Origin of the sequence: Streptomyces caeruleatus (genome assembly GCF_001514235.1) — a bacterium.
In the GTDB taxonomy this organism is placed as follows: domain Bacteria; phylum Actinomycetota; class Actinomycetes; order Streptomycetales; family Streptomycetaceae; genus Streptomyces; species Streptomyces caeruleatus.
This window is the reverse complement of sequence record NZ_KQ948941.1, coordinates 128700-150197: the sequence shown is the minus strand read 5'-3', so window position 1 is coordinate 150197 and position 21498 is coordinate 128700. Positions and strand designations below refer to the sequence as shown.

Annotated in this window: 18 protein-coding genes and 1 pseudogene; 11 read left to right on the top strand and 8 right to left on the bottom strand. The window is 73.0% G+C overall.

From position 1 onward, the window contains the following. The first annotated feature begins 38 nt into the window (after positions 1-38). Positions 39-929 (top strand): NADP-dependent oxidoreductase, encoded by an 891-nt coding sequence (locus AQJ67_RS38695; RefSeq protein ID WP_062724176.1) that lies wholly within the window; start codon positions 39-41, stop codon positions 927-929. Between the two features lie 16 nt (positions 930-945). Here AQJ67_RS38695 and AQJ67_RS38690 read toward each other — a convergent pair whose 3' ends face one another. Continuing rightward, the gene (locus tag AQJ67_RS38690) at positions 946-1770 is read right to left on the bottom strand and encodes a helix-turn-helix domain-containing protein (protein ID WP_062724175.1); all 825 of its coding nucleotides are present in this window, start codon (positions 1768-1770) and stop codon (positions 946-948) included. Between the two features lie 224 nt (positions 1771-1994). On the opposite strand from AQJ67_RS38690, the gene AQJ67_RS38685 reads away from it, so the two are divergent. The 6 genes from AQJ67_RS38685 (at position 1995) to AQJ67_RS38660 (ending at position 7917) form a co-directional block, all read left to right on the top strand. Beyond that, on the top strand, positions 1995-2546 hold the full coding sequence (locus AQJ67_RS38685; RefSeq protein ID WP_062724213.1) for a TIGR03086 family metal-binding protein: 552 nt from the start codon (positions 1995-1997) through the stop codon (positions 2544-2546). Between the two features lie 79 nt (positions 2547-2625). Then, positions 2626-3714, top strand: coding sequence for an LLM class flavin-dependent oxidoreductase (locus AQJ67_RS38680; RefSeq protein ID WP_062724174.1), 1089 nt, complete (start codon positions 2626-2628; stop codon positions 3712-3714). Next, positions 3711-4307 (top strand): FMN reductase, encoded by a 597-nt coding sequence (locus AQJ67_RS38675; RefSeq protein WP_062724173.1) that lies wholly within the window; start codon positions 3711-3713, stop codon positions 4305-4307. Before AQJ67_RS38680 ends, AQJ67_RS38675 begins: the two co-directional genes overlap by 4 nt. 94 nt (positions 4308-4401) lie before the next feature. Further along, a complete protein-coding gene (locus tag AQJ67_RS38670; protein ID WP_062724172.1) occupies positions 4402-5130 on the top strand; it encodes a response regulator transcription factor in 729 nt (242 codons plus the stop codon). Then, positions 5131-6552, top strand: a complete 1422-nt coding sequence (locus AQJ67_RS38665; protein WP_062724171.1) for a sensor histidine kinase — start codon at positions 5131-5133, stop codon at positions 6550-6552. A gap of 99 nt (positions 6553-6651) precedes the next feature. After that, positions 6652-7917, top strand: coding sequence for an ArgE/DapE family deacylase (locus AQJ67_RS38660; protein ID WP_062724170.1), 1266 nt, complete (start codon positions 6652-6654; stop codon positions 7915-7917). Between the two features lie 7 nt (positions 7918-7924). On the opposite strand, the gene AQJ67_RS38655 is transcribed toward AQJ67_RS38660, so the two are convergent. Both AQJ67_RS38655 and AQJ67_RS38650 read right to left on the bottom strand, forming a co-directional pair. Next, the gene (locus AQJ67_RS38655; RefSeq protein ID WP_062724169.1) at positions 7925-12049 is read right to left on the bottom strand and encodes an nSTAND1 domain-containing NTPase; all 4125 of its coding nucleotides are present in this window, start codon (positions 12047-12049) and stop codon (positions 7925-7927) included. After that, positions 12049-12507, bottom strand: coding sequence for a CU044_2847 family protein (locus AQJ67_RS38650; RefSeq protein ID WP_063807412.1), 459 nt, complete (start codon positions 12505-12507; stop codon positions 12049-12051). Before AQJ67_RS38650 ends, AQJ67_RS38655 begins: the two co-directional genes overlap by 1 nt. A 240-nt stretch (positions 12508-12747) precedes the next feature. Between AQJ67_RS38650 and AQJ67_RS38645 the strand changes: the two genes are divergently transcribed. The 3 genes from AQJ67_RS38645 (at position 12748) to AQJ67_RS49870 (ending at position 14824) form a co-directional block, all read left to right on the top strand. After that, a complete protein-coding gene (locus AQJ67_RS38645) occupies positions 12748-13950 on the top strand; it encodes a serine/threonine-protein kinase (protein WP_244190740.1) in 1203 nt (400 codons plus the stop codon). Beyond that, positions 13937-14257, top strand: a complete 321-nt coding sequence (locus tag AQJ67_RS49875; protein ID WP_244190739.1) for a hypothetical protein — start codon at positions 13937-13939, stop codon at positions 14255-14257. Before AQJ67_RS38645 ends, AQJ67_RS49875 begins: the two co-directional genes overlap by 14 nt. 63 nt (positions 14258-14320) lie before the next feature. After that, positions 14321-14824, top strand: a complete 504-nt coding sequence (locus AQJ67_RS49870) for a hypothetical protein (protein WP_062724167.1) — start codon at positions 14321-14323, stop codon at positions 14822-14824. Here AQJ67_RS49870 and AQJ67_RS38635 read toward each other — a convergent pair. From AQJ67_RS38635 to AQJ67_RS38620, 4 genes and pseudogenes are all read right to left on the bottom strand, one after another. Next, entirely contained in the window at positions 14791-15609 is an 819-nt protein-coding gene (locus tag AQJ67_RS38635; RefSeq protein ID WP_062724166.1) for a lipase family protein, read from the bottom strand. The two genes, AQJ67_RS49870 and AQJ67_RS38635, sit on opposite strands and share 34 nt — an antisense overlap. A 204-nt stretch (positions 15610-15813) precedes the next feature. Then, entirely contained in the window at positions 15814-17457 is a 1644-nt protein-coding gene (locus tag AQJ67_RS38630; protein WP_079056458.1) for a glycoside hydrolase family 13 protein, read from the bottom strand. A gap of 47 nt (positions 17458-17504) precedes the next feature. Next, a pseudogene (locus AQJ67_RS50845) lies at positions 17505-17594 on the bottom strand (carbohydrate ABC transporter permease); the annotation flags it as partial. Positions 17595-18282: 688 nt separating this feature from the next. Further along, positions 18283-19374, bottom strand: a complete 1092-nt coding sequence (locus AQJ67_RS38620; RefSeq protein WP_244190744.1) for an ABC transporter substrate-binding protein — start codon at positions 19372-19374, stop codon at positions 18283-18285. On the opposite strand from AQJ67_RS38620, the gene AQJ67_RS47265 reads away from it, so the two are divergent. Further along, on the top strand, positions 19369-19950 hold the full coding sequence (locus tag AQJ67_RS47265) for a substrate-binding domain-containing protein (protein WP_244190743.1): 582 nt from the start codon (positions 19369-19371) through the stop codon (positions 19948-19950). The genes AQJ67_RS38620 and AQJ67_RS47265 overlap by 6 nt on opposite strands. Before the next feature lie 143 nt (positions 19951-20093). Here the strand turns inward: AQJ67_RS47265 and AQJ67_RS38610 are convergent, their stop codons facing one another. After that, the gene (locus AQJ67_RS38610) at positions 20094-21329 is read right to left on the bottom strand and encodes a macrolide family glycosyltransferase (protein WP_244190737.1); all 1236 of its coding nucleotides are present in this window, start codon (positions 21327-21329) and stop codon (positions 20094-20096) included. Positions 21330-21498 lie beyond the last annotated feature (169 nt).

Here is a 21498-nt window from a genome sequence, read left to right as displayed (position 1 = left end):
GGAGGACATCCCGGAGGCTGACAACCAAGGAGACAGTCGTGCGTGCTGTTGTGGTGGACTCGTTCGGTGGGCCGGAGAAGGTGGAGGTCGTGGAGGCCGGGACACCGGAGCCCGGCGCCCGTCAGGTGCGGATCAAGGTCGAGGCGGCCGCGCTGAACCCCGTGGACGCGGGCGTGCGGGCCGGGGTCTTCGGGGGAGCGGGCAAGCGGATCGGGCTCGGCTGGGACGTGGCCGGGACGGTGGACGCGGTGGGGGTGGCCAGCTCCTGGAGCGTCGGGGACCAGGTGGTCGCCCTGGACTACGGCATGGTCAAGCCGCTCGGCACCCACGCCGAGTACGTGGTCGTCCCGACGGACGCCGTCGCGAAGGCGCCGACCACGGTGGACGCCGTCCACGCGGCGACGCTGCCGCTGAACGCGCTGACCGCCGCGCAGGCCCTGGATCTGCTGGAGGTGACGCCGGACCGGTCGCTGCTGGTGACGGGTGCGGCCGGGGCGGTCGGGGCGTACGCCGTGCAGCTCGCCGCGCGCCGGGGGATCGCGGTGACCGGGCTGGCGCGGGAGGGGGACGAGGAGTTCGTACGGTCCCTGGGGGCCGGGACCTTCACGAGCGGTGCCGTCGCCGGGCGGAGCTTCGACCGCGTGCTCGACGCCGCCGTCCTCGGTGAGCCCGCGCTCGCGTGGGTGCGGGACGGGGGCCGGTACGTCGGCGTCATTCCGCAGGCCCAGCCCGCGTCCGTGCGGGGCGTGTGGACCGGTGCGGTCGAGGTGAGCGCCGACGGGGCACGGCTGGCGGAGCTGGTGCGGCTGGTGGACGACGGGGTGCTGACGACCCGGGTGGCCGAGACGTTCCCGCTGGACGAGGCCGCGAAGGCGCATGCGCGGCTGGACGAGGGCGGGGTGCGGGGGCGGCTGGTGCTGGTGCCCTAGGGCCCGTCCAGCCCGCTCAACCCCCGCTTGCCGCCTCCGCCGCGTACGCCGTCGGCGGTACCCCCACCGTCGCCGTGAAGTCCCGTACCAGATGGGCCTGGTCGGCGTAGCCGAGCTCGGCGGCGAGGGTGGCCCAGTCGACGTCGGTGCGGGTGCCGGCGAGTTCCAGGGCCTCGTGGATGCGGTAGCGCAGGACGCACCACTTGGGGCTGACCCCGACGTAGGCCGAGAAGAGCCGTTGCAGCGCCCGCACCGACAGGCCCTGTGCCTGGGCGAAGTCGCCGACGCGGCGGACGGTGCGGTCGGTGCGGATGTGTCGGACGAGGGCGGTGGCGAGGTCGGCCTGCGGGTCCGGGGTGCGGGGGAGGGCGAGGAGGAAGGCGTCGAGGGCGGCCACCCGGTCGTGGTCTTCGGCGGGGGTGACGATCGCGCGGGCGGCGTCGCTCGTGGCCTGCGGGAACACCTCCACGGCGGGCAGGGCGCGCCCCGTCCAGCGGGAGACCGGCGCCTCGGGGGCGTACGGCCGGAAGCCGCCGGGCCGGAACTTCACCCCGCAGACCCGTCCCCGGCCGGTCAGCTTCCGGGTGTAGAGGCCGAGCGCGACCCCGGTGACCTCGGCGTACGGCTCGCCTTCGGCCTCGTCCCACTGGAAGGTGAGGTTGACGGCCGGGTGCGGGACGATGTGGGAGGCGTAGGGGGCGGGCAGGTCCCAGTCGATCAGCCAGTACCGCTCGACGTACCGGCGCAGCGGCTCGGCGGGCTCGTGCCGGCGGAACCGCACGCGGTTCAGCAGCCCGGACGGGTCGACGATCCCGCGGGTGTCCTGGCGGGGTGCCTCCATGGCCGGATCGTACGTCGCGTTTCTTCAAGAAGGGCAGGCCTCTGCGTCCCTACGGTCGGGGTATGGACACGAAGAGCGCGAAGACGAACGAGCATGCGAACGAGCACGAGCACGAGCACGAGCACGAGCACGAGCACGAGCACGAGCACGCGAACGGGACCGGGACCGGGACCGGGACCGGGACCGGGCACGAGGTCGACTACGGCATCGGTGAGCTGCTGGGCATGGCGAGGGAACGGGCCGTTCCGGTGGTGCGGGCCCTGCCCGACGAGGCGCTCGCCGCTCCCACGCCGTGTGCCGAGTACGACGTGAAGACCCTGGTCAACCACCTTTTCCAGGTGGTCGTGCAGTTCCAGAGGCTGGCCGCGAAGGAGGCCTCCGACTTCACCGAGACGCCCGATCGCGTGGGCGCGGGGGCGGACTGGCGCGAGCGGCTCGTGGAGGAGATCGACAAGCTGGTGGCGGCCTGGTCCGTGCCCGGCGCGGAGGACGGCGTCACCGGCGCCATGAGCATGCCGGCGCGGCTCGTCGGTTCGATGGCGTTGCTCGATCTGACCGTCCACGTGTGGGATCTGGCGCGGGCCACGGGCCGGGAGTACCGGCTGGGGGAGGCGGCGGCGCCGGTCGTCGAGCAGCTGGCGGGCGCGGTCGAGGAGCTGGCGCCGACGGCCCGGAGGATGGGCGTGTTCGGGGACCCCGTGCCGGTGGCGGAGGGTGCGCCGGGGTTCGAGCGGCTGCTGGCGCGGACCGGGCGGGACCCGCACTGGAAGGGGTGAGCCGAGGCGGAATAGTCGTGGGGCGCTCACCGTTCACGAGGTATAGTTGAACGGTCAACAATCTGGAGGGTGAGCGACCATGCAGTTCGGGATCTTCAGCGTCGGCGACGTCACGCCGGACCCGACGACCGGCCGTACGCCGACCGAGCGCGAGCGCATCAAGGCCATGGTCGCCATCGCGCTGAAGGCCGAGGAGGTCGGCCTCGACGTCTTCGCGACCGGCGAGCACCACAACCCGCCGTTCGTGCCGTCCTCGCCGACGACGATGCTCGGCTACATCGCGGCCCGCACGGAGAAGCTGATCCTCTCCACCTCCACCACGCTGATCACCACGAACGACCCGGTGAAGATCGCCGAGGACTTCGCGATGCTCCAGCACCTGGCCGACGGGCGGGTGGATCTCATGATGGGGCGCGGCAACACCGGCCCGGTCTACCCGTGGTTCGGGCAGGACATCCGGCAGGGCATCAACCTCGCCGTCGAGAACTACGCCCTGCTGCACCGGCTCTGGCGCGAGGACGTCGTGAACTGGGAGGGGAAGTTCCGTACGCCCCTGCAAGGGTTCACGTCCACGCCCCGCCCGCTGGACGGCGTACCGCCGTTCGTCTGGCACGGCTCGATCCGCTCGCCGGAGATCGCCGAGCAGGCGGCGTACTACGGCGACGGGTTCTTCCACAACAACATCTTCTGGCCGGCCGACCACACCAAGCGGATGGTCGAGCTGTACCGGGCCCGGTACGCCCACTACGGGCACGGCACGCCCGAGCAGGCGATCGTCGGGCTGGGCGGCCAGGTGTTCATGCGGAAGAACTCCCAGGACGCCGTGCGGGAGTTCCGGCCGTACTTCGACGTCGCCCCGGTGTACGGGCACGGGCCCTCGCTGGAGGAGTTCACCGAGCAGACCCCGCTGACCGTCGGCTCCCCGCAGCAGGTCGTCGAGAAGACGCTGGCCTTCCGCGAGTACGCCGGTGACTACCAGCGCCAGCTGTTCCTGATGGACCACGCCGGGCTGCCGCTGAAGACCGTCCTGGAGCAGCTCGACCTGCTCGGCGAGGAGGTCGTACCCGTGCTGCGCAAGGAGTTCGCGGCGCGACGCCCCGCGGGTGTGCCGGAGGCGCCGACCCACCGGTCCCTGCTGGCCGACGCCCAGAAGGAGGTCGTCGCATGAAGCTCGTCGTCGTGTCCGCAGGGCTGAGCGTCCCGTCCTCGACCAGGCTGCTGGGCGACCGGCTGGCGGCTGCGACGGTGCGGCACGCCGCAGACCCGGTGGACGTGGAGGTCGTGGAGCTGCGCGAACTCGCGGTGGAGATCGCGCACAACTTCACGAACGGGTTCCCGGGACGCAAGCTCGCCGCCGCCCTCGACGCCGTGACCTCGGCGGACGGCCTGATCGTCGTCACACCCGTCTTCGCTGCCTCCTACAGCGGGCTGTTCAAGTCGTTCTTCGACGTGATCGAGAAGGACGCGCTGGCCGGCCTGCCGGTGCTGATCGCCGCGACCGGCGGCACGGCCCGGCACTCCCTCGTCCTGGAGCACGCGCTGCGCCCGCTCTTCGCCCATCTGCGGGCCGTGGTCGTCCCGACCGGCGTGTACGCCGCCTCGGAGGACTGGGGCGCGCCAGGGCTGGACGGGCGGATCGAGCGTGCGGCGGGGGAGCTGGCGGGGCTGATGGCCGGACTGCCCGGCAGGGAGAGGGCCGAGCCCGAGGTGGTGCCGTTCGCGGCGCAGCTGGCGGCGCTCTCCAGCCCGTCCGGCGTTTGAGAGACGGCCGTGTGAGGGTGTGAGCCCAGTAAGAAGGGCAACTGCAGCGCACCTGGTACGGCCGAACCGCCGGAGGCCTTGGCAGACTGAACCCGTGCCCCAGACTGTTCTCCTCGCCGAAGACGACCGCGCCATCCGCCACGCCCTGGAGCGCGCGCTGACCCTGGAGGGCTACCAGGTCACCGCGGTCGTCGACGGGGTCGAGGCACTGGCGCAGGCCCACCGCACCCCGCCGGACGTGCTCGTGCTGGACGTGATGATGCCCGGCATCGACGGGCTCCAGGTCTGCCGGGTGCTGCGCGCCGAGGGCGACCGCACCCCGATCCTGATGCTGACGGCGCTCGTGGAGACCCAGGACCGCATCGCCGGCCTGGACGCGGGCGCCGACGACTACGTGGTGAAGCCGTTCGACGTCGAGGAGGTCTTCGCCCGCCTGCGCGCCCTGCTGCGCCGCACCAGCGACTCGAACGGCCCCGCCCTGGTCGACGTACCGAAGCCGACCGCCGCCCCCGAGCCGTCCGGCCGGCTGGTCGAGGCGGCCGGGCTGCGGATGGACCCGCAGGCGCGCCGGGTGTGGCGGGGCGGGCGGGAGCTGGAGCTGACGCGGACCGAGTTCGAGCTGCTGGAGCTGCTGGTCCGCAACGCCGGCATCGTCCTCGACCACGCCACCATCTACGACCGCATCTGGGGCTACGACTTCGGCCCCGGCTCCAAGAACCTCGCCGTCTACGTCGGCTACCTGCGCCGCAAGCTCGACGAGCCGGGCGCCCCGCAGCTGATCCACACGGTGCGCGGGGTGGGTTACGTGCTGCGGGAGGACTGAGTGGGCGCGGCCCGGCGCCGGCTCGGGCGGCTGCTGACCGGGCGCCGCAGATCGGGGCTCGGCACCACCTTCGCCGTGTCCTTCGCGACCGTGACCGCCGTGGTCACGGTCCTGGTCGGGCTGCTGTCCTACACCGCCGCCGCCCGGCTGCTGCGGGTGGACCAGGAGACCGTGTTCGACGAGGTCGTGCAGGACCTGCGGGGCGAGGTGCGGCAGCGGTCGATGAACCCGCAGGACTTCTCCTCCTCCGCCCCGGGCCACGACCTCGTACGGCCCGCCCGTACCGACGTCCAGGTGCTGGGCCCGGACGGCGCCGTCGTCGACCCGGGCCGGCCGGGGCTGCCGGTCACCACCGCCGACCGGCGGATCGCGGCCGACGGCACGGCCGGGCGGATGGTCCAGCACAAGGACGTCGGCGTCGACAGCGACGTCTACCGCATCGCGACCGTCGCGCTCGGCGGCGGGCGGGGCGCGGTGCAGGTGGCCCAGGAGTTCAGCGACACCGAGGACCTGCTGCGGGCGCTCCAGCAGCGCACACTGCTCCTGATGGCGGCGGTGGTCACCCTGGCCGGTCTCTTCGGCTGGTGGCTGGCCCGGCGCATCACCCGCCGCCTGGTCGTCCTCACCTCCGCCGCCGAGGACGTCGCCCGCACCCGCCGCCTCGGCATCCAGGTACCGGTCACCGGATACGACGAGGTCGGCCGCCTCGGCCGGGCCTTCGACCGCATGCTGGGCCGGCTCGCCCAGTCGGAGGAGGACCAGCGGCGGCTGGTGCAGGACGCGGGCCACGAACTCCGTACGCCGCTCACCTCCCTGCGGACGAACATCTCCCTCCTGCGCCGCATCGACGAGCTGCCGCCCGCCACCCGCGAGGAACTGGTCGCCGACCTCGGTCAGGAGGCCCGCGAACTCACCGACCTCGTCAACGAGCTGGTCGACCTGGCCGCCGGACAGTCCGACACCGAGCCGGCCCAGCGGGTGGACCTCGCCGACATCGCCGAGGACGTCGCGGGCCTCGCGCGACGGCGCACCGGACGGCGGATCGTGGTCCGCGCGAGCGGCGACACCACGACGGAGGGGCGGCCCGCCATGCTCCAGCGCGCGGTGACCAACCTCGTCGAGAACGCCGCGAAGTTCGACCGCGACGGCATCACCCCCATCGAGATCAACATCGCCGGGCCCGCCCGCCCCGGGACCGTGCGCGTCGAGGTCCTCGACCGGGGACCGGGCATCGCCGAGGACGACCTGATCCGCGTCTTCGACCGCTTCTACCGCGCCGCCGACGCCCGGTCGCTGCCCGGGTCGGGGCTGGGGCTGTCCATCGTGCGGGAGGTCGCGCTGTCGCACGGCGGGGCGCCGTTCGCCTTCCGCCGGGAGGGCGGCGGCACGGCGATCGGGTTCACGGTGGGCGGCTCGGCCTGAACCGTTCCGGCTGAGCGGCTTCGCCGCCGGTTCCCCCTGGGTAGGGGCGACTCTGTTCGGGAGCCGCGCGGCGGCTCGGGCGAGGGGAGGTACGTCGGCGTGTTGAGTGACGTGGAGGGCGCTGTCCTGGCGGGGATCGACGAGGCCGGGATCGGGCGGACGCTGCTGGAGTTGATCTCGGTGCCGAGTGTGACCGGGAGTGCCGCCGAGTCGGAGCTCCAGCATCTGCTGGCGGGGCGGCTGGAGCGGCTCGGGCTGGACGTCGACCTGTGGTCCATGGACCTGGACGCGCTGCGCGCCGACCCCGGCTTCCCCGGCGCGGAGGCCGAGCGCGCGGAGGCGTGGGGGCTGGTCGGCGTGACGGAGGACGGCGGCGACGGGCCCACCTTCGTTCTGCAGGGCCATGTCGACGTCGTACCGCCCGGGGATCCGGCCGCGTGGGCCGGCGATCCGTTCGTGCCCCGCGTGACCGGGGACGTCGTGCACGGCCGGGGCGCCTGCGACATGAAGGCCGGTCTGGTGGCCCACCTCGCCGCGCTCGCGGCGATACGGGCCGCCGGGGTGCGGCTGCGCGGCCGGGTCGGTGTCCACTTCGTCGTGGGGGAGGAGGACGGCGGCCTCGGCGCCTTCGGCACGCTGCGGCGCGGGCACCGCGGAGACGTCTGCGTCATCGCCGAGCCCACGGCGGGCGCCCTCGTCACCGCGAACGCCGGCGCGCTGACCTTCCGGATCACCGTGCCCGGCAAGGCGGCGCACGGCAGCGCACGCGACCAGGGCGTGAGCGCGGTCGACGCGTATCTGCCGCTGCACCGGGCGCTGGCCCGGCTGGAGGCCGAGCGGAACCGGGACGTCCATCCCCTGATGGCCGAGCACCCGATCCCGTACGCCCTGTCCGTGGGGACCGTACGGGCCGGCGACTGGGCGAGCAGCGTGCCCGACGTGCTGGTCGCGGAGGGGCGGCTGGGGGTGCGGCTCGGCGAGGATCCGGCCGAGGCGCGGGCTGCCTTCGAGCGGTGCGTCGCCGAGGCCTGCGACGACGACCCCTGGCTGCGGGCGCATCGGGCGAGCGTGACCTGGCCGGGCGGGCGGTTCGCCAGCGGGCGGCTGCCGCAGGGGCATCCGCTGCCCGAGGTGATCCGGGTCGCCCATGCCGACGCCGGGGGAGCGGCGGGGCTGCGGGAGTGCGGGGCGCCGTACGGGAGCGATCTGCGGCTGTACGCCGGGGAGGGGATCCCGACCGTGCAGTTCGGGCCGGGGGACATCCGGGTGGCGCACAGCGAGCGGGAGCGGGTGGCGGTCGCCGAAGTGGTGCAGGCGGCACGGACGTTGGCGGTGACCGTGCTGCGGACGGTCGGGGTGAAGTGACGGGGCGTCATGTGCAGGGGGGAGGGCTGCCGGGGTCCGGGAGGTACTCGGCTCGCTCCTTCTGCGTGAAGTCGCGGCCCACGGCCCAGCAGATCCGCTCGACGGCCTCCTCCGGGTCCGGCAGGGAGAGCCGCCACAGCTCCACACCGGCGTCCTCGCTGCCGACCGCCAGCCGGCCGCCGTCGGGAGCGAAGGCCACGGAGGCCACCGGGCCGGGCGCACCGGTGAGGACCCGCCGACTGCGGTTGGTGGCCGTCTCCCACAGGCGTACCGACCCGGAGCGGCCGCCGGTCGCGAGGAAGCGGCCGTCGGGGGAGTAGGCGGCCGCTGTCACACCGTCACTGCCCTCCAGCGTCGCGTCCAGGCGTCCCGAGACCGTGTCCCACAACCGCAGTGGACCGTCGCCGCCGGTGACCAGGACACTCCCGTCCTCGGAGAACGCCAACGGCTTGATCGGCGCTGTGCCGTCCGGTGCCTCAAGGCTCGTTCGCAGGTCCCCGGTGGCGGTGTCCCACACCACCACCGTGCCGCTGTTCCGCGCGGCCAGAGTGGTTCCGTTCCGGGAGAGCAGCAGACTGTCGAACTGCCGGTCGCCCTCGCCGAGCCGGGGCGACGACCTGAGCACGCCCGTGGCCGTGTCGCGCACCGACAGGTCGTTGCCGCGCCGGAGCGCCACGGTGCTGCCGTCCGGACTCAGGGCCGCCTCACGCACCCCGCGCTGCTCGGACGTGCCCGGACCGCGGGCGGGCAGCGCCTTGCGGGTGGCGATGTCCCGCACCGCCCAACCGTCCTCGTCGTCGACGACGGTCAGCGGGCGGCCCTCGCGGTCGTAGGCGGCGGTTGCGCGCAAGGCGTGAGTGCCGGAGTAGCTGACACGGACGTCGCCCGTTCCCGCGTCCCACACCTGCGCCTCCTTCGTACCGACACCGAGCAGGTCGGCTCCGTCGGGGCTGAAGGCCAGGCCGAGGGCGGGGCCGCCCAGTTGCCCGGACCGCTTCACACGTGCGTACGGCTGGAGTTGGTCCAGGTTCCACACCCGGACCTCGGAGTAGTCGCTCGTCACCACCGTGCGGCCGTCCGGGCGGAAGGCGACGCGGTAGTGGTCCGAGCGGGCGTGACCGCTGGCGAAGGAGGTGCGGAGCCTGCGGTGGGGTACGTCCCACAGCTTGACGGCCCGGTCGTCGGTGAGGGCCGCGAGTGTGTCGCCCGCCGGGGCGAAGGCCAGCGCGCGGACCGTTGCGGACGGCCCCCGCAAGGTGGCCGTGACCTTGCCGGTCCGCACGTCGATCAGGCGTATCCGGCCCGACTCGCCACCGGTCGCCAGGGTGTCGCCGTCCTCGGTGAGCGCCACCGACCGAACGGGATCGTCGTGCTGGTCGGCGATCGTCCGTTTCCTGCCCGTCGTCCGGTCCAGCACCACCACACCCCGCCCGGGCGAACTCGCCGCCACTTTCCGCCCGTCGGGAGTGACGGTCAGGACGAGATCGTCCGTCGGCGGCCGCTTACCGGGCACCGTGGCCGAGACGCGGTCGAGGGGCTTACGGGTCTTCAGGCTCCAGGTGACGGCGAGACCGTCTCCGTCGACGGTCGTCAGCGTGTCGTCGGCGGTGAAACGTATCTCGCGCGGTGACGCACCGGAGCCGAGGGTGATCGAGAGCTTCTGGTGACCGTCGCGCACGTCCAGGAGACGCACGCGGTCGGCTTCTCCGACCGCCAGGGTCCCGCCGCTGTCGTCGAACGCCACGGCCGTCGCCCGGTACCCGCTCCCGTCATGCGCGGCGTCCTCCCGGCCGGCTCCGATGCGCAGGGTGCGCTGTGCGCGCGACACCAGGTTCCACAGCCGGACCTCGTCGCCGTCCTTGCCGCTCGCCGTGGCCAGCGTCCGGCCGTCCCGGCTCAGCGCCATGGGCCCGCCCGCGCCCTCCAGTCGCCGGACCAGCGGCAGGTCCGAGGCCGCGTAGAGGGCCGCACGGCTCTCGGGGGTGGGCCAGGTTCGGTAGGCCTGTACGGCGAGCAGAGCCGCGAGCTCGGGTTGCGAGAGCAACGTACGGGACTGGGTGAGGAGTTGGCGTGATTCGGCCAGTTGCTTGGCCTCCAGGGCCTGCTGCCGTTGATGGAAGGCCACCGAGGCCGCGACGAGGACCAGTCCCAGCAGGACCGCGAGGATGACGTTGAGCCTTCGCGCCCGCTGCTGCCGCGCCTTGCGGTGCGCCTCGCGCGCCTTGTGGTGGGCCTCGCTGGCCTGGACGTACTCCGCCGTGTGCCGGGGAAGCCGCTCTCTGGCCGCCCACCGCAGGCCATCCGCCAGATCGGAGCCGTGCAGCAGGTCGTCGGGGTGGTGTAGCTCGTCCCACTGGACGCGGCGCTCGTCGGCACGTCGGAGCCAGTCGTGGAAACGGTGGTCACGGGCGACCCAGTCGTTCAGGGCCGGCCAGGCGCGGATCAGGACGTCGTGAATCAGTTCCGCGACGGGTTCCTCGTCGTCGGGCCGCCCTGGGCGGCGCCGCATCCCGATGATGACGATCCGGCTCCGGATCAGCTCGGCCAGCACCTCGTCGGCGTCGGCCTCCATCTCGCGTAGCACGTCCAGCGGGACGCGCTGCCGTACGGCGGGGACTTGGCGCTCGTCGTCGGCCGGGCGGACGAGGGCCGTCAGCAGCTTCTCGGCGACGGGCCTTTGGTCGGGCGGCAGCTTCTCGACGGCGTCCTGACACCACATCCCCAGCGCGCCGGTGACCCTCCCGATGTCGTGGTGTGCCTTGTAGGTCAGGCAGCCGGTGGGGTCCAGGCGCTCCCACAGCCTGTTCATGGCGAGTTGGAGGGCGGGCAGCAGGGTCACGGGCGCCGTGGAATCCGTGAGGAGGGCGGCCACGATCAGCTCTGGCAGGCCGTACTCGAAGCGGGCGCCGACGGCTGCGGCCGGCCGGGTGACGATGGCCTCCAGTTCCTTGCGGTCGAGCGTGGCGGGCATGTTGACCAGGCCGTGCCGCAGCTTCTCCAGCAGGGCGGGGGCCGAGGCGGCCAGCCGGGGGTAGAAGTCGTCCCGCAGGACCAGCAGTACGGTCAGCCGGGGAACCGTGCCGATCGCCTCCGTGAGCGGCTCGACGACGGCCGGGTCGCCGAACAGCAACTCCTCGAACTGGTCGACGACGAGCAGGATCCGGTCATGGTCGGGGTCGTCGTCCAGCCGACTGCCTACAGCGCCGGCCAGGCCGTGCTCGCGTGTCCCGGGCAGGGGGCCGGCGTCCAGTTCGGCCATGAGGTCAGAGCCGGGGCGGACGACCACGGGCAGCCAGCGGTCGCTGCCGGGCACGCCTACGTCTTCCAACGCGGGCAGCACACCGGCCCGCACGAGCGACGACTTCCCGGACCCCGACGGCCCCAGCAGTAGAACCCCGCTGCCCCGGCCGGTCTGCTCGGCCAGCGCTGCCAGCACAAGGCTCACCGCCCGCTCCCGGCCGTGGAACCAGGCCGCGTGCTCCCGGCCGTAGGGCTCAAGGAGGCCCGGATACGGACACTCGGGGCTGTGCCCGAGCTCCGGCCAGGCTTTGCGGAGCGCCTGCACGGCGGTCGCGTACGCGATGTTCTGACCGCGGTCGTGTTCATCAGGTACGACGATGGAGGTGACCATGCCGACCACGTGCTCGGTGAAGTCGTCCACGACCGGGCCGCCGCTGAAGCCCGTCGTCAGATCGTTGGCGTCGCTCAGCTGCAGGACGGGTCCCGATGCGTCATGGTCGAGGACGGCGCCCGCGACGCCGGTGCCGAAGTGCCCACCGGGCGGCGCCTGCCGGGGGAACCCGAAAGACCGCACCTTGTGTCCGCGGCAGCCTTCGGAGAAGCCCAGCGGCAGGACCGGGACGTCACCGACCGGCCCGTCGAACCGCACCACGGCGATGTCCTCGGCCTCGCGCGCCCGCCAGGCCTCGGACAGCACCCGGCCGGTCAACCGCGGCTTGCCATCGGCATGCGGGAAGACGACGGTCAGCTCTTCACCGGGGCCCGCCCCGGCCTGCAGCACGACGTGGGCGCAGGTCGCCAAGAGGTCCTCGGCCAGCAGGAAACCGGCTCCGACCACGGTGTCGTCGCTCCCGAGCACCTGGGCGACCGACGCCTGTAACGGCGGGGTCATCAGGCGCGGGGGGACGAATCGCCGCGCGGGGGAAGGTGGTTGGCGTCCGGGGAATCCGGGGCATTCGGGGAATCCGGGGCATTCGGGGTGTCGGCGCGGGTGGCGTCCGGGCTGCCGTCAGGTGCGTGGCCGCCGCCCGGCGACTCGTCGCGGCGCCACAGCATGCGGACGGTCACGTGGCACCCCGTCTCCGCCTTGGTGATGACCGCCCCGGCCTGCGCCGCGAGGTTCACGCCGAACTCGACCTCGATCTCGTCGGGTCCGGCCTGGCGCAACTGGGTCAGCATCGCCCGGGCCGCGTCCCGCACCGGGACGAGCGTCGTCTGGAGAGTCGAGGGGAGTTCCCCGACGGCGTCACTGAGGCGCCCGGCCTTCACCGGCCCGCCCGGTACGGCCGCCACGCCCTCGAAGAGAACCGAGCCCCCGCCCTCCAGGGGCACACGCACAATCCCGTCCACGTCCCTGCCCCCGTCCCCCGCCCCGGGCGGCCTCCGGCCCGGCGCCTTCTCGAGTGGTCTCGCACGATGGTACGTGCGATGTTCGTGAGGCCGGAGGGGTTCCGTGCCGGGCGAGCCGGATCAGGCCACGATTCCTTGAGCCCTGAAGGGTTCCTGTGTCCGTCCGCTGTCCGTCCGCTGTCCGTCCGCCTGAAGTCCTGGGAAAACGGTCACCGTTGAGGCACCTGCTCCGTACACTCCGTGACCGTTTTGACGCTACAGGCCGGGCACGAGGTCGCCGGCCGCTACCTCCTCAGGGAACCCGTCGGCAGAGGCGGGATGGGCGTCGTGTGGCAGGCCTGGGACGAGACGCTGCGGCGGATCGTCGCGGTCAAGTGCGCGCGCCCGGACGACGGGCAGGCCGCCAGGAGACTGCGGAAGGAGGCGCAGTACGCCGCCCGGCTGCACCACCCGAACATCGTGCCGGTGTTCGACTTCGTGGAGGAGCCGGACGACGGCACCGGCGGCGAGGCCACCTGCTGGATCGTCATGGAGTACGTCCCCTCCCGCAGCCTCGCCCAGCTCGCCGACGACAGCGGTGGCACCCTCCCGCCCGAGGACGCCGGGTCCGTCGGCTGCCAGATCGCGGCCGCGCTGGCGAAGTCGCACGCCCTGGGCGTCGTGCACGGCGACGTCACGCCGGAGAACATCCTGGTCACCGAGGACGGGGTGGCCCGGCTGACCGACTTCGGCATCGCCCGGGCGCTGTGGAGCGACGTCACCCAGACGCACACCACGGGCGTGGTGCGGGGCAAGCCCAAGTACCTCGCGCCCGAGCTGGTCAAGGGCCGGTCCGCCGGCGAGAAGGCCGACGTGTTCTCCCTCGGCGCCAGCCTGTTCGCGTCGGTCGAGGGACACTCGCCGTACGGCAAGGTCGACCACCCGATGGCCTACGTCGCCCGCGCCCTCCAGGGGCACCTCGAACCCGCCGAGCGGGCCGGCCGGCTGACCGCCCCGCTGACCGCGCTGCTGGAGCCGGACGCCCGGCGCCGCCCCGACGCCGCCGAGGCGCACCGGCTGCTGACGCGGGCCGCGCCGCCGCCCCCCGAGGTCCAGGGCAAGCTGCGCGACCAGGCCTCCCACACCCACACCCTGCCCCTCGCCTCACTCACCCTGCGGCTGCCGCATGCCGCATGCCGTACGGCGTCGGGGGCGCCCCCTGGCGATCGGGGCGGCGGCGCTGTCCGCGGCGGCGGCCCTGGTCACGGCCGGGGTCGTCGCCCTGATGTCGGGCGGCGACGGCAAGGGCCCGGCGCCCGACGCCATGCCCACGGCCACCCTGCACGCCGGCGCCATCGGCGACGTCCGCACGGCCGACCCCTGCAAGCTCCTCGACGCCACCTCGCTCGGCCGTTTCGGCGACACCGAACTCGACCCGGACTACGGCGAGTTGGACCGCTGTGACGTACTGGTGCTGAGCGACGGGGGCGACGAGCTCGCGGGTGTCGAGGTCAACTTCTCCAGTGCGGCCAGGGAGTTCGACGGCGGCGTGGCCGTTCGGCGGGCCGGCGACGTCGAGGTCGCGAGCATGACGCGGGACGGCGACGACTGCGAGCGCTACATCGCGACCGCCGACCGCCGGGGGATCGTGGTCATCGGGTCGAGAAGGGACGCCGGCGCGCCCGACCCCTGTGCCCTCGCCGACGCCGCCACCGACTACGCGGTCACCGTCCTGGACCGGGGCCCGGTGCCCCGGCGCTCCTCGTCCTGAGCCGCCAGCTCCCTCGCCCGACTCGACGCCTGCGAACTGCTCGACAGCACCGCGCTCGCCCGGGTGCCGGGCCTGCGGAGCCGCCCGTCGGACCACGGTTTCGCCGACTGGGCCTGCGACTGGTCGAGCCCGGACGGCGACCATGCCTTCGTCCAGCTGACGTTCACCCGCGACAACCGGCTGGAGGACAACGGCGTACATCGCCCACGAGGGCCCGCCCGGCTACGGCCACGGCGGCATGAGCGCCATGCTTCTGGACGAGCTCATGGGCCGGGCCTGCGCGGCGGCCGGAAGGGCGGGCCTGACCGTCCGGCTCGGAATGGCTACCACGGTCCGGTCCCGCTGGAGACACCGCTGCGGATCCTCGCCCGCGTCACCGACGTCACCGGCCCGGACGCCCGCAAGGTCCAGGTGACCGGGTCGACCGCCACCGAGGCGGACCCGGACACGCACCTCGTCACGGCCGACGGCGTCTTCGTCGTCCCGGACGCGCGCCGCGTCCGCGCCCTCTTCCCGGGGCCGGAGCCCGCCCCTCAGACGAGGTTGCGCTCCAGCGCGGTCAGGTAGCCGGCCATGAAGTGGTCGCGGATGCCGTCGCCGGCCGGGGCGAAGGCGTCCGCGGTCAGGCCACGCCCGCGGTCGGCCAGGCCGCCCAGGAGGGACATGGACTCCCGGACCCTTCCGCCGGAGTCGATGTGGCGCAGGACGTCCACGTGGTGGAAGACGGGCTCGGGCGGCAGCTGCGGGACGATGTCGTTGTTGTTGACGAACCGGTACAGGCGGTTCTTGAACGCCTTGTTGCAGGACGCCGCCAGCAGCCGGTCGCAGGTGCGGGGCTGGCCGTAGGTGTAGACGCCGTCCGCGAGGAGTTCGGGGTCCTCCAGGTAGAGACGGCAGCCGGCGAGCATGGCCAGGGCGCCGCCCAGGCTGTGGCCGGTGAACCAGAGGGTCTGGCCGTTGTCGTGGAACTCGGCGAGCGTGTCCTTGACCTTCGGGAACACGGAGTCGAGGGCCTCCGCGAAGCCGTAGTGGATGTGGCCGGTGCCCGCCGGGCCGGGACAGGGCGGGGTGGTGGCGTCGGTGAGCCAGTCACGGATGTTGGCGGGCTCGGTGCCGCGGAACGCGGTGATGATCATGTGCTCGTTGGTGGCCGTGTACGCCTGGGTGTCCTGCAACGGGAACGGCGGCGTGAAGGTGCTCCGGTGGTGCCGGACCCGGTCGAAGCCCCACTCCCGCAACTGCCGTTCGATGGTGGCCTCGTCCTTGTAGGCCAGGTCGGAGGCGCGGGCGAGCCAGTAGGCGTGGGCGAGGCTGTAGCCGGTGGCGCGGTGGTCGAGCGGGGGGACGGGCACGGTGGTGCCTCCTGGGAGGTCGCGGCGGGGGTGGCGCCGAGCGGCGCGGGATCGCCTTGTACCTATCCGGGCTCCGTGGGCGGACGCGGCCCGGCAGTCGATCTTCACCCGAAGGATCCAGCCCCTGCTTCCGACAGGCTTCCGGCCGCCTCCCTGGCCGGGACGGGACCCGAAAGCCCCCGCCCCCCACGCCGAGCGGGTCCGTCACACCGTCAGCCACACCGCCTGGTCCGGCGCCAGCGTGCCGCCCTCGACGGGACCGCTCGCAAGCAGCACCGACGTGTGCTCGGGCAGCGGGCAGGGCTCCGCCGAGAGGTTGACCACGCAGACGAAGCCCGGGTCGCGGCCGAACGCGAGGACGCCTTCCGGGGCGTCCAGCCAGGCCAGGCTGCCGTCACCGAGCGCCGGGTGCTCGCGGCGCAGACGCAGGGCCGTGCGGTAGAGCTCCAGCATCGAGCCCTCGTCGCCGGTCTGGGCGGCCACGGTGCGCGGCGCCCAGTCGGCCGGCTGCGGCAGCCAGGGCGAGGCTCCGGCACCGTCGGGGCTGAAGCCGTACGGGGTGGTGGTGCCGGACCAGGGGATCGGGACCCGGCAGCCGTCGCGGCCGCGGTTGGTGTGCCCGGAGCGTTCCCAGACGGGGTCCTGGAGGACGGCCTCGGGGAGGTCCTCGACCTCGGGCAGGCCGAGTTCCTCGCCCTGGTAGACGTAGGCGCCGCCCGGCAGGGAGAGCATCAGCAGGGCGGCGGCGCGGGCGCGCCGGGTGCCCAGTTCCAGGTCGAGGGGGCCTTCGGGTTCGTACGCCGTGTTGGCCACCCAGCGCTTGGTGGCCCTGCGGCCGTAGCGGCTGGGATGGCGTACGACGTCGTGGTTGGAGAGCACCCAGGTGGCGGAGGCGCCCACCGCGCCGAGCATCTCCAGGGAGCCGTCGATGACCTCGCGCAGGTCCTTCGGATGCCAACTCGACATCAGGAAGTCGAAGTTGAACGCCGTGTGCAGGCCGTCCGGCCGGACATAGGCGGCCAGCCGCTCCGGGGTGTCCGCCCAGGCCTCGGCGACGAAGGAGCGGTCGCCGGGGAACTCGTCGGCGACCCTGCGCCAGGCGCGGTAGATGTCGTGGACCTCGTCGCGGTCCCAGTGCGGGTGGTCGACGTGCTGCCAGGGCTGCGCGGTGTCCGGGTCGCGGCGGGGCGGGAGGTCGGGCAGTTCCGGGTGCTTGATCAGGCCGTGGGCGACGTCGATCCGGAAGCCGTCCACGCCCCGGCTGAACCAGAACCGCAGGACCGACTCGAACTCGGCCCGCACCTCGGGGTGTTGCCAGTTCAGGTCCGGCTGCTCGGGCGCGAACAGGTGCAGATACCACTGGCCGTCGGGCAGCCGGGTCCAGGCCGGGCCGCCGAAGCAGGAGACCCAGTCGTTGGGCGGCACGGAGCCGTCCGCGCCCCGGCCGTCCCGGAAGACGTAGCGCTCGCGCTCCGGACTGCCGGGACCGGCCGCCAGCGCCGCCTGGAACCAGACGTGCCGGTCGGAGGTGTGGTTGGGCACGATGTCCGGGATGACGCGGATCCCGTGCGCGTGCGCCTCCTCGATGAGCCGCTCGGCCTCGGCGACCGTGCCGAACAACGGGTCGATCTCGCGGAAGTCGGCCACGTCGTAACCGTGGTCGGCCATCGGGGACTTGTACCAGGGGTTGATCCAGATGGCGTCCACACCCAGCGACTTCAGATACGGCAGCCGGGAGCGGATGCCGGCGATGTCACCGATGCCGTCGCCGTTCCCGTCGGCGAAGCTGCGGATGTAGACCTGGTAGATGACGGCGCTGCGCCACCAGGGCGCGGGGGTGGGGGACAAGGCTCGGTAGCTCCTTGGTTGTCGGGGCAGTCGTAAGGGGGGTCGCGTTACTTCGCCGCGCCCGCCGTGAGTCCGGCGACGATGCGGCGCTGGAAGAGCAGCACCATGACCACCAGCGGGACCGTGACCAAGGACGCCCGCGGCCATCTAGCCCGATGAACGGGGCCGTCTTCCACACCTCGGCGATGATGACCGCGACCTTGGCGTGGAACCCCTCGGTGGTCCACAGCACCTGATGGCCGATCAGGGCGTTGGCGACACCGTCGCTGTTGAAGATCCAGCGCCACAGCAGGCCGGAGATCGCCGTCGGCACGGCCCAGGGGATCAGGATCCCGGCCCGCACGAGGCCGCGGCCCCGGAACGCCTTGTGCATGATCAGGGCCATGGCCACCCCGATCACCGTCTCCAGGCCGACCGTGAGGACGGTGAAGAAGGTGGTGTTCCAGAAGGCGTTCCAGAACCGCTCCCCGGCCTCCCCGAAGATGTCGGCGTAGTTCTTCAGTGCGACGAACGGCTCGGTGTCGCTGATGAACCCGGTCGCCGGGTCCAGTCCCTTCGGCCCGTACAGCGACTCCTTCAGCGCCATCAGCGTCGGGTACGCGACGACGATCGACAGCACCAGCAGGGTCGGGGACACGAGCAGGGCGGCCATCCGGCCCGAGCCGGCCGTGGCCCGGGCGGGGTGGCGCGGGTTGCGCCGCGAGGGCTTCACCGGTCCGCAGGGCCGCCCGGTGACGGCGTCCTGCCGAGACAGGCCCGGGCTTCCGGTCGGGGTCCCGGTCGGGGTCTCGGTCTCGGTCTCGGTCTCGGCCATGCTCCCGCTCCTCACTGCGCGACGGACTTCCGCAGGGCCGCCTGAAGGTCCTTCAACGCCTGCGCGCTGCTCTTCTCACCGGTCAGGGCGGCGTACGCCTGCTGCTGGACCGCCGAGGTCACGTCGCCGTAGCGCACGACACGCGGGCGGGGCACGGCGCGCAGGATGGACTCCTTGAGGACGGGCAGGTACGGGTACTGCCCGGTCAGCGCCTTGTCGTCGTAGAGGGAGGCGTACGGCGGGGCGAGGGAGGCGTCCTTGAGGAAGGTGGCCGCGTTCTCCTCGCTGGTGAAGAACCTGATGAAGTCCAGGGCCGTGGCCTTGTTCTCGGCGGAGGACGACAGGGCCATGTTGTGCCCGCCCAGGCTGGAGGCGCCGGGCCCGTTCAGCCCGGGCAGCGGGGCGACCGCGTACTTCCCCTTGATCCCGCTCCTGGCGGCCAGCGCGTACACGTAGGGCCAGTTGCGCAGGAAGACGAGCTTGCCGGCCTGGAACGCCTGGCGGCCGTCCTCCTCCAGGTAGGTGATGCCCTCCTTGGGGACCGTCCCGTCCTTGACGGAGCCGACGAGGAAGTCCAGGCCCTTCCTGGCCTCGGGGGTGTCGACGTGCGGCGCGCCGTTCGCGTCGGTGACGGTGCCGCCGGCCGAGTTCACGGCTTCGGCGAAGTTCACCGTGAGGCCCTCGTACTTCTGGAACTGCCCGGCGTAGCAGGACATGCCCTTGGCCTCGGGCAGCTTGCGCACCTTCGCGCAGTCGGCCTTCATCTCGGCCCAGGTGGTGGGCGGTCGGGCGATCCCGGCCTTCTTCAGCAGGTCGGTGCGGTAGTACAGCATTCCGCCGTCGGAGCTGGCCGGGACGGCGTACAGCCCGCCGCGGTACTCGGCCGTCTCGACCACCGGGTCGAGCATCCCGCCCAGCGGGAACCGCTCCTCGGGGAGCCGGTCGATCCACTGGTGGGCGGCGAACTCCGACGTCCACACGACGTCCAGCGAAAGCACCGTGTAGGCGTCGGACTTCGTCTCCGCGTTCTGGATCATCTGCTGGCGCTGCGCGTCCGGGTCCGTCGGCAGCTGGATGAAGGTGACCTTCTCCGTCGGGTGCAGCTTGTTCCAGCGGTCGATCGCCGGCTGGACGGTGCCGGAGGTGTCCTTGCCTGCGACGTACGTGATGGGGCCGCGCCCCTCGAACGACGCCGCGGCCCCGGCCTGCCCGGAGTCACCCTCACCGAGGCGGGCGTCCCCCTCGACGACGACCTGGTCGCCGCGACGACGGTCGGCGACAAGCGCGGCACCGCCGAGGTGCTCGGCCGGCTGCTCAGCCTGCGTGAGCCGCCCACCGCGATCTTCGCCGAACAGGACGAGGTCGCGGTCGCGGTCATCCGCGCCCTGCGCCGGACGCGGATCGCCGTTCCGGAAGGTATCTCCGTCCTCGGCTTCGACGACCAGCCGCTCGCCGACTGGTTCGACCTGTCCACGGTGGCCCAGTCCCCCTCGGACATCGGCCGCGAGGCCGGCGAACTGGCCCTGCGGCTCATCGAGGACTCCCAGGTGGAACACGCCCAAGCGGAACGCGAACGTCACGTCGTCCTGCCGACCCATGTGATCCCCCGGGCCACAACGGCCCCGGCGCCCCGCCCTCAGGACGAGCGGGAGGTGGGCGGGGAGGCGGAACGGGGGTGAAGGGGGCGTAAGCCGGCCCTGCTCAGGTCGTGCTGAGCAGATCCAGCTCACCTACGGCGGCGACGTCGTGCGGCGACGTCGTGCGGCGACGTCCTGCGGCGACGTCCTGCGGCGACGTCCTGCGGGAAGTGCGGCCCGAGCTGTCAGCCCACCCCGTCCCCCACCAACTGCTCCTCCAACTGCTCCTCCACCAGATCCGCGGCCCGGCGGGTGCCGCCTTCGGTGCGCGCCTCGGACCACAGCCAGGCAGAACGCGTGGCGACCCGCGGATCGCCGATGAGCTCCATCAGCGCGGTACGCAGCGTCGCCGCCGTGACGTCCGAGGCGTCGATGCGGCGGGCGACCCCCAGCTCGACGAGCCGGTCGGCGTGAAGGCACTGGTCGGCCCCCTGCGGTACCGCGATCATCGGCACCCCGGCGTACAGGCCCTCGCCGCTGCTGCCCATCCCGGTGTGCGTCACCCACACGTCCGCATGCTCCAGGATCGTCAACGGCGGTTCCCAGGGCCGGACTTCGAAGTTGGCGGGGATCCGGTTCCCCGGAACGACGAGACCGCCACCGCCACCGCCACTACCGCCACCGGTGCCGCTGCCGCCCGTCTGCAACACCACATGCCACCCGGGGAGATCCGCGAACGCCGCCAGACACTGGTGGTAGACCTCCTCGGGCCCGTGGTGCGCCGAGCCGGTCAGCGACACCAGCAGCACCTTCTCCGCACCGGCCGGCCGCGTCCAGCCGCCCCGCTCCTGGCCGGCGCCGAAGCACGGGCCGACGAACGTCACCGCCTCGGTGTCGACCCGGTCCGCATGCGGCTGCAGGGCGCGCGGGATCATGGCGAGCACGCGTGGCGGACGGCCGATGAACTCCTCCACGTCCGTGGTCACCGCCCCGCACCGGCTCAGCCAGGCCGCGAACCGCGCCCGGTACGCGGGACCTCCGGGCAGCCCGGCGAACGACGCACCGATCTGCTCCCGGGCACCCTCCCAGCCCACATGCGCGGCGGACAGCTGCAGGAGACCGCGGCCCTGCGCCTCGGCCAGGGCCCGGCCCGCGTACGCGCCGACGTCGTAGAGGTAGAGGTCGGCGGGAGCGTCGTCGTACGCGGCGTGCAACTGCGGCAGCACTGCCCTCGCCTCCTCCAGGAACAGGGACGCGGCGCCGATGGGATCCTGCGGCCAGTCACCGTCGGCGACCGGCAGGGTCGACGCGATGCCGACCAACTCGGCGCCGGTGGGGGAGATCAGCTCGGCGACGCGACCGGAGACGGCGTACGTCACCCGATGGCCGCGGGCCACCAGCTCACGGATGATCTCCAGGCTGGGCAGCACATGGCTGACCGCAGACGTACCGACCATGGCGATATGTGCGGGACGGGGCATGACCGGACTTCCTTGGATAGAGGTCTACGCCAGGGAAACGCCGAGAACCCCGACGGGGCAACGCGCTTCCCGCCCGGAACCGCCCACATGCCTGCCGGCGCCCCTTCCGGCACATGACGAAGGCGGGGCCTGAAGACCCCGCCAACTCCTGACTCAACCGCCGACTACC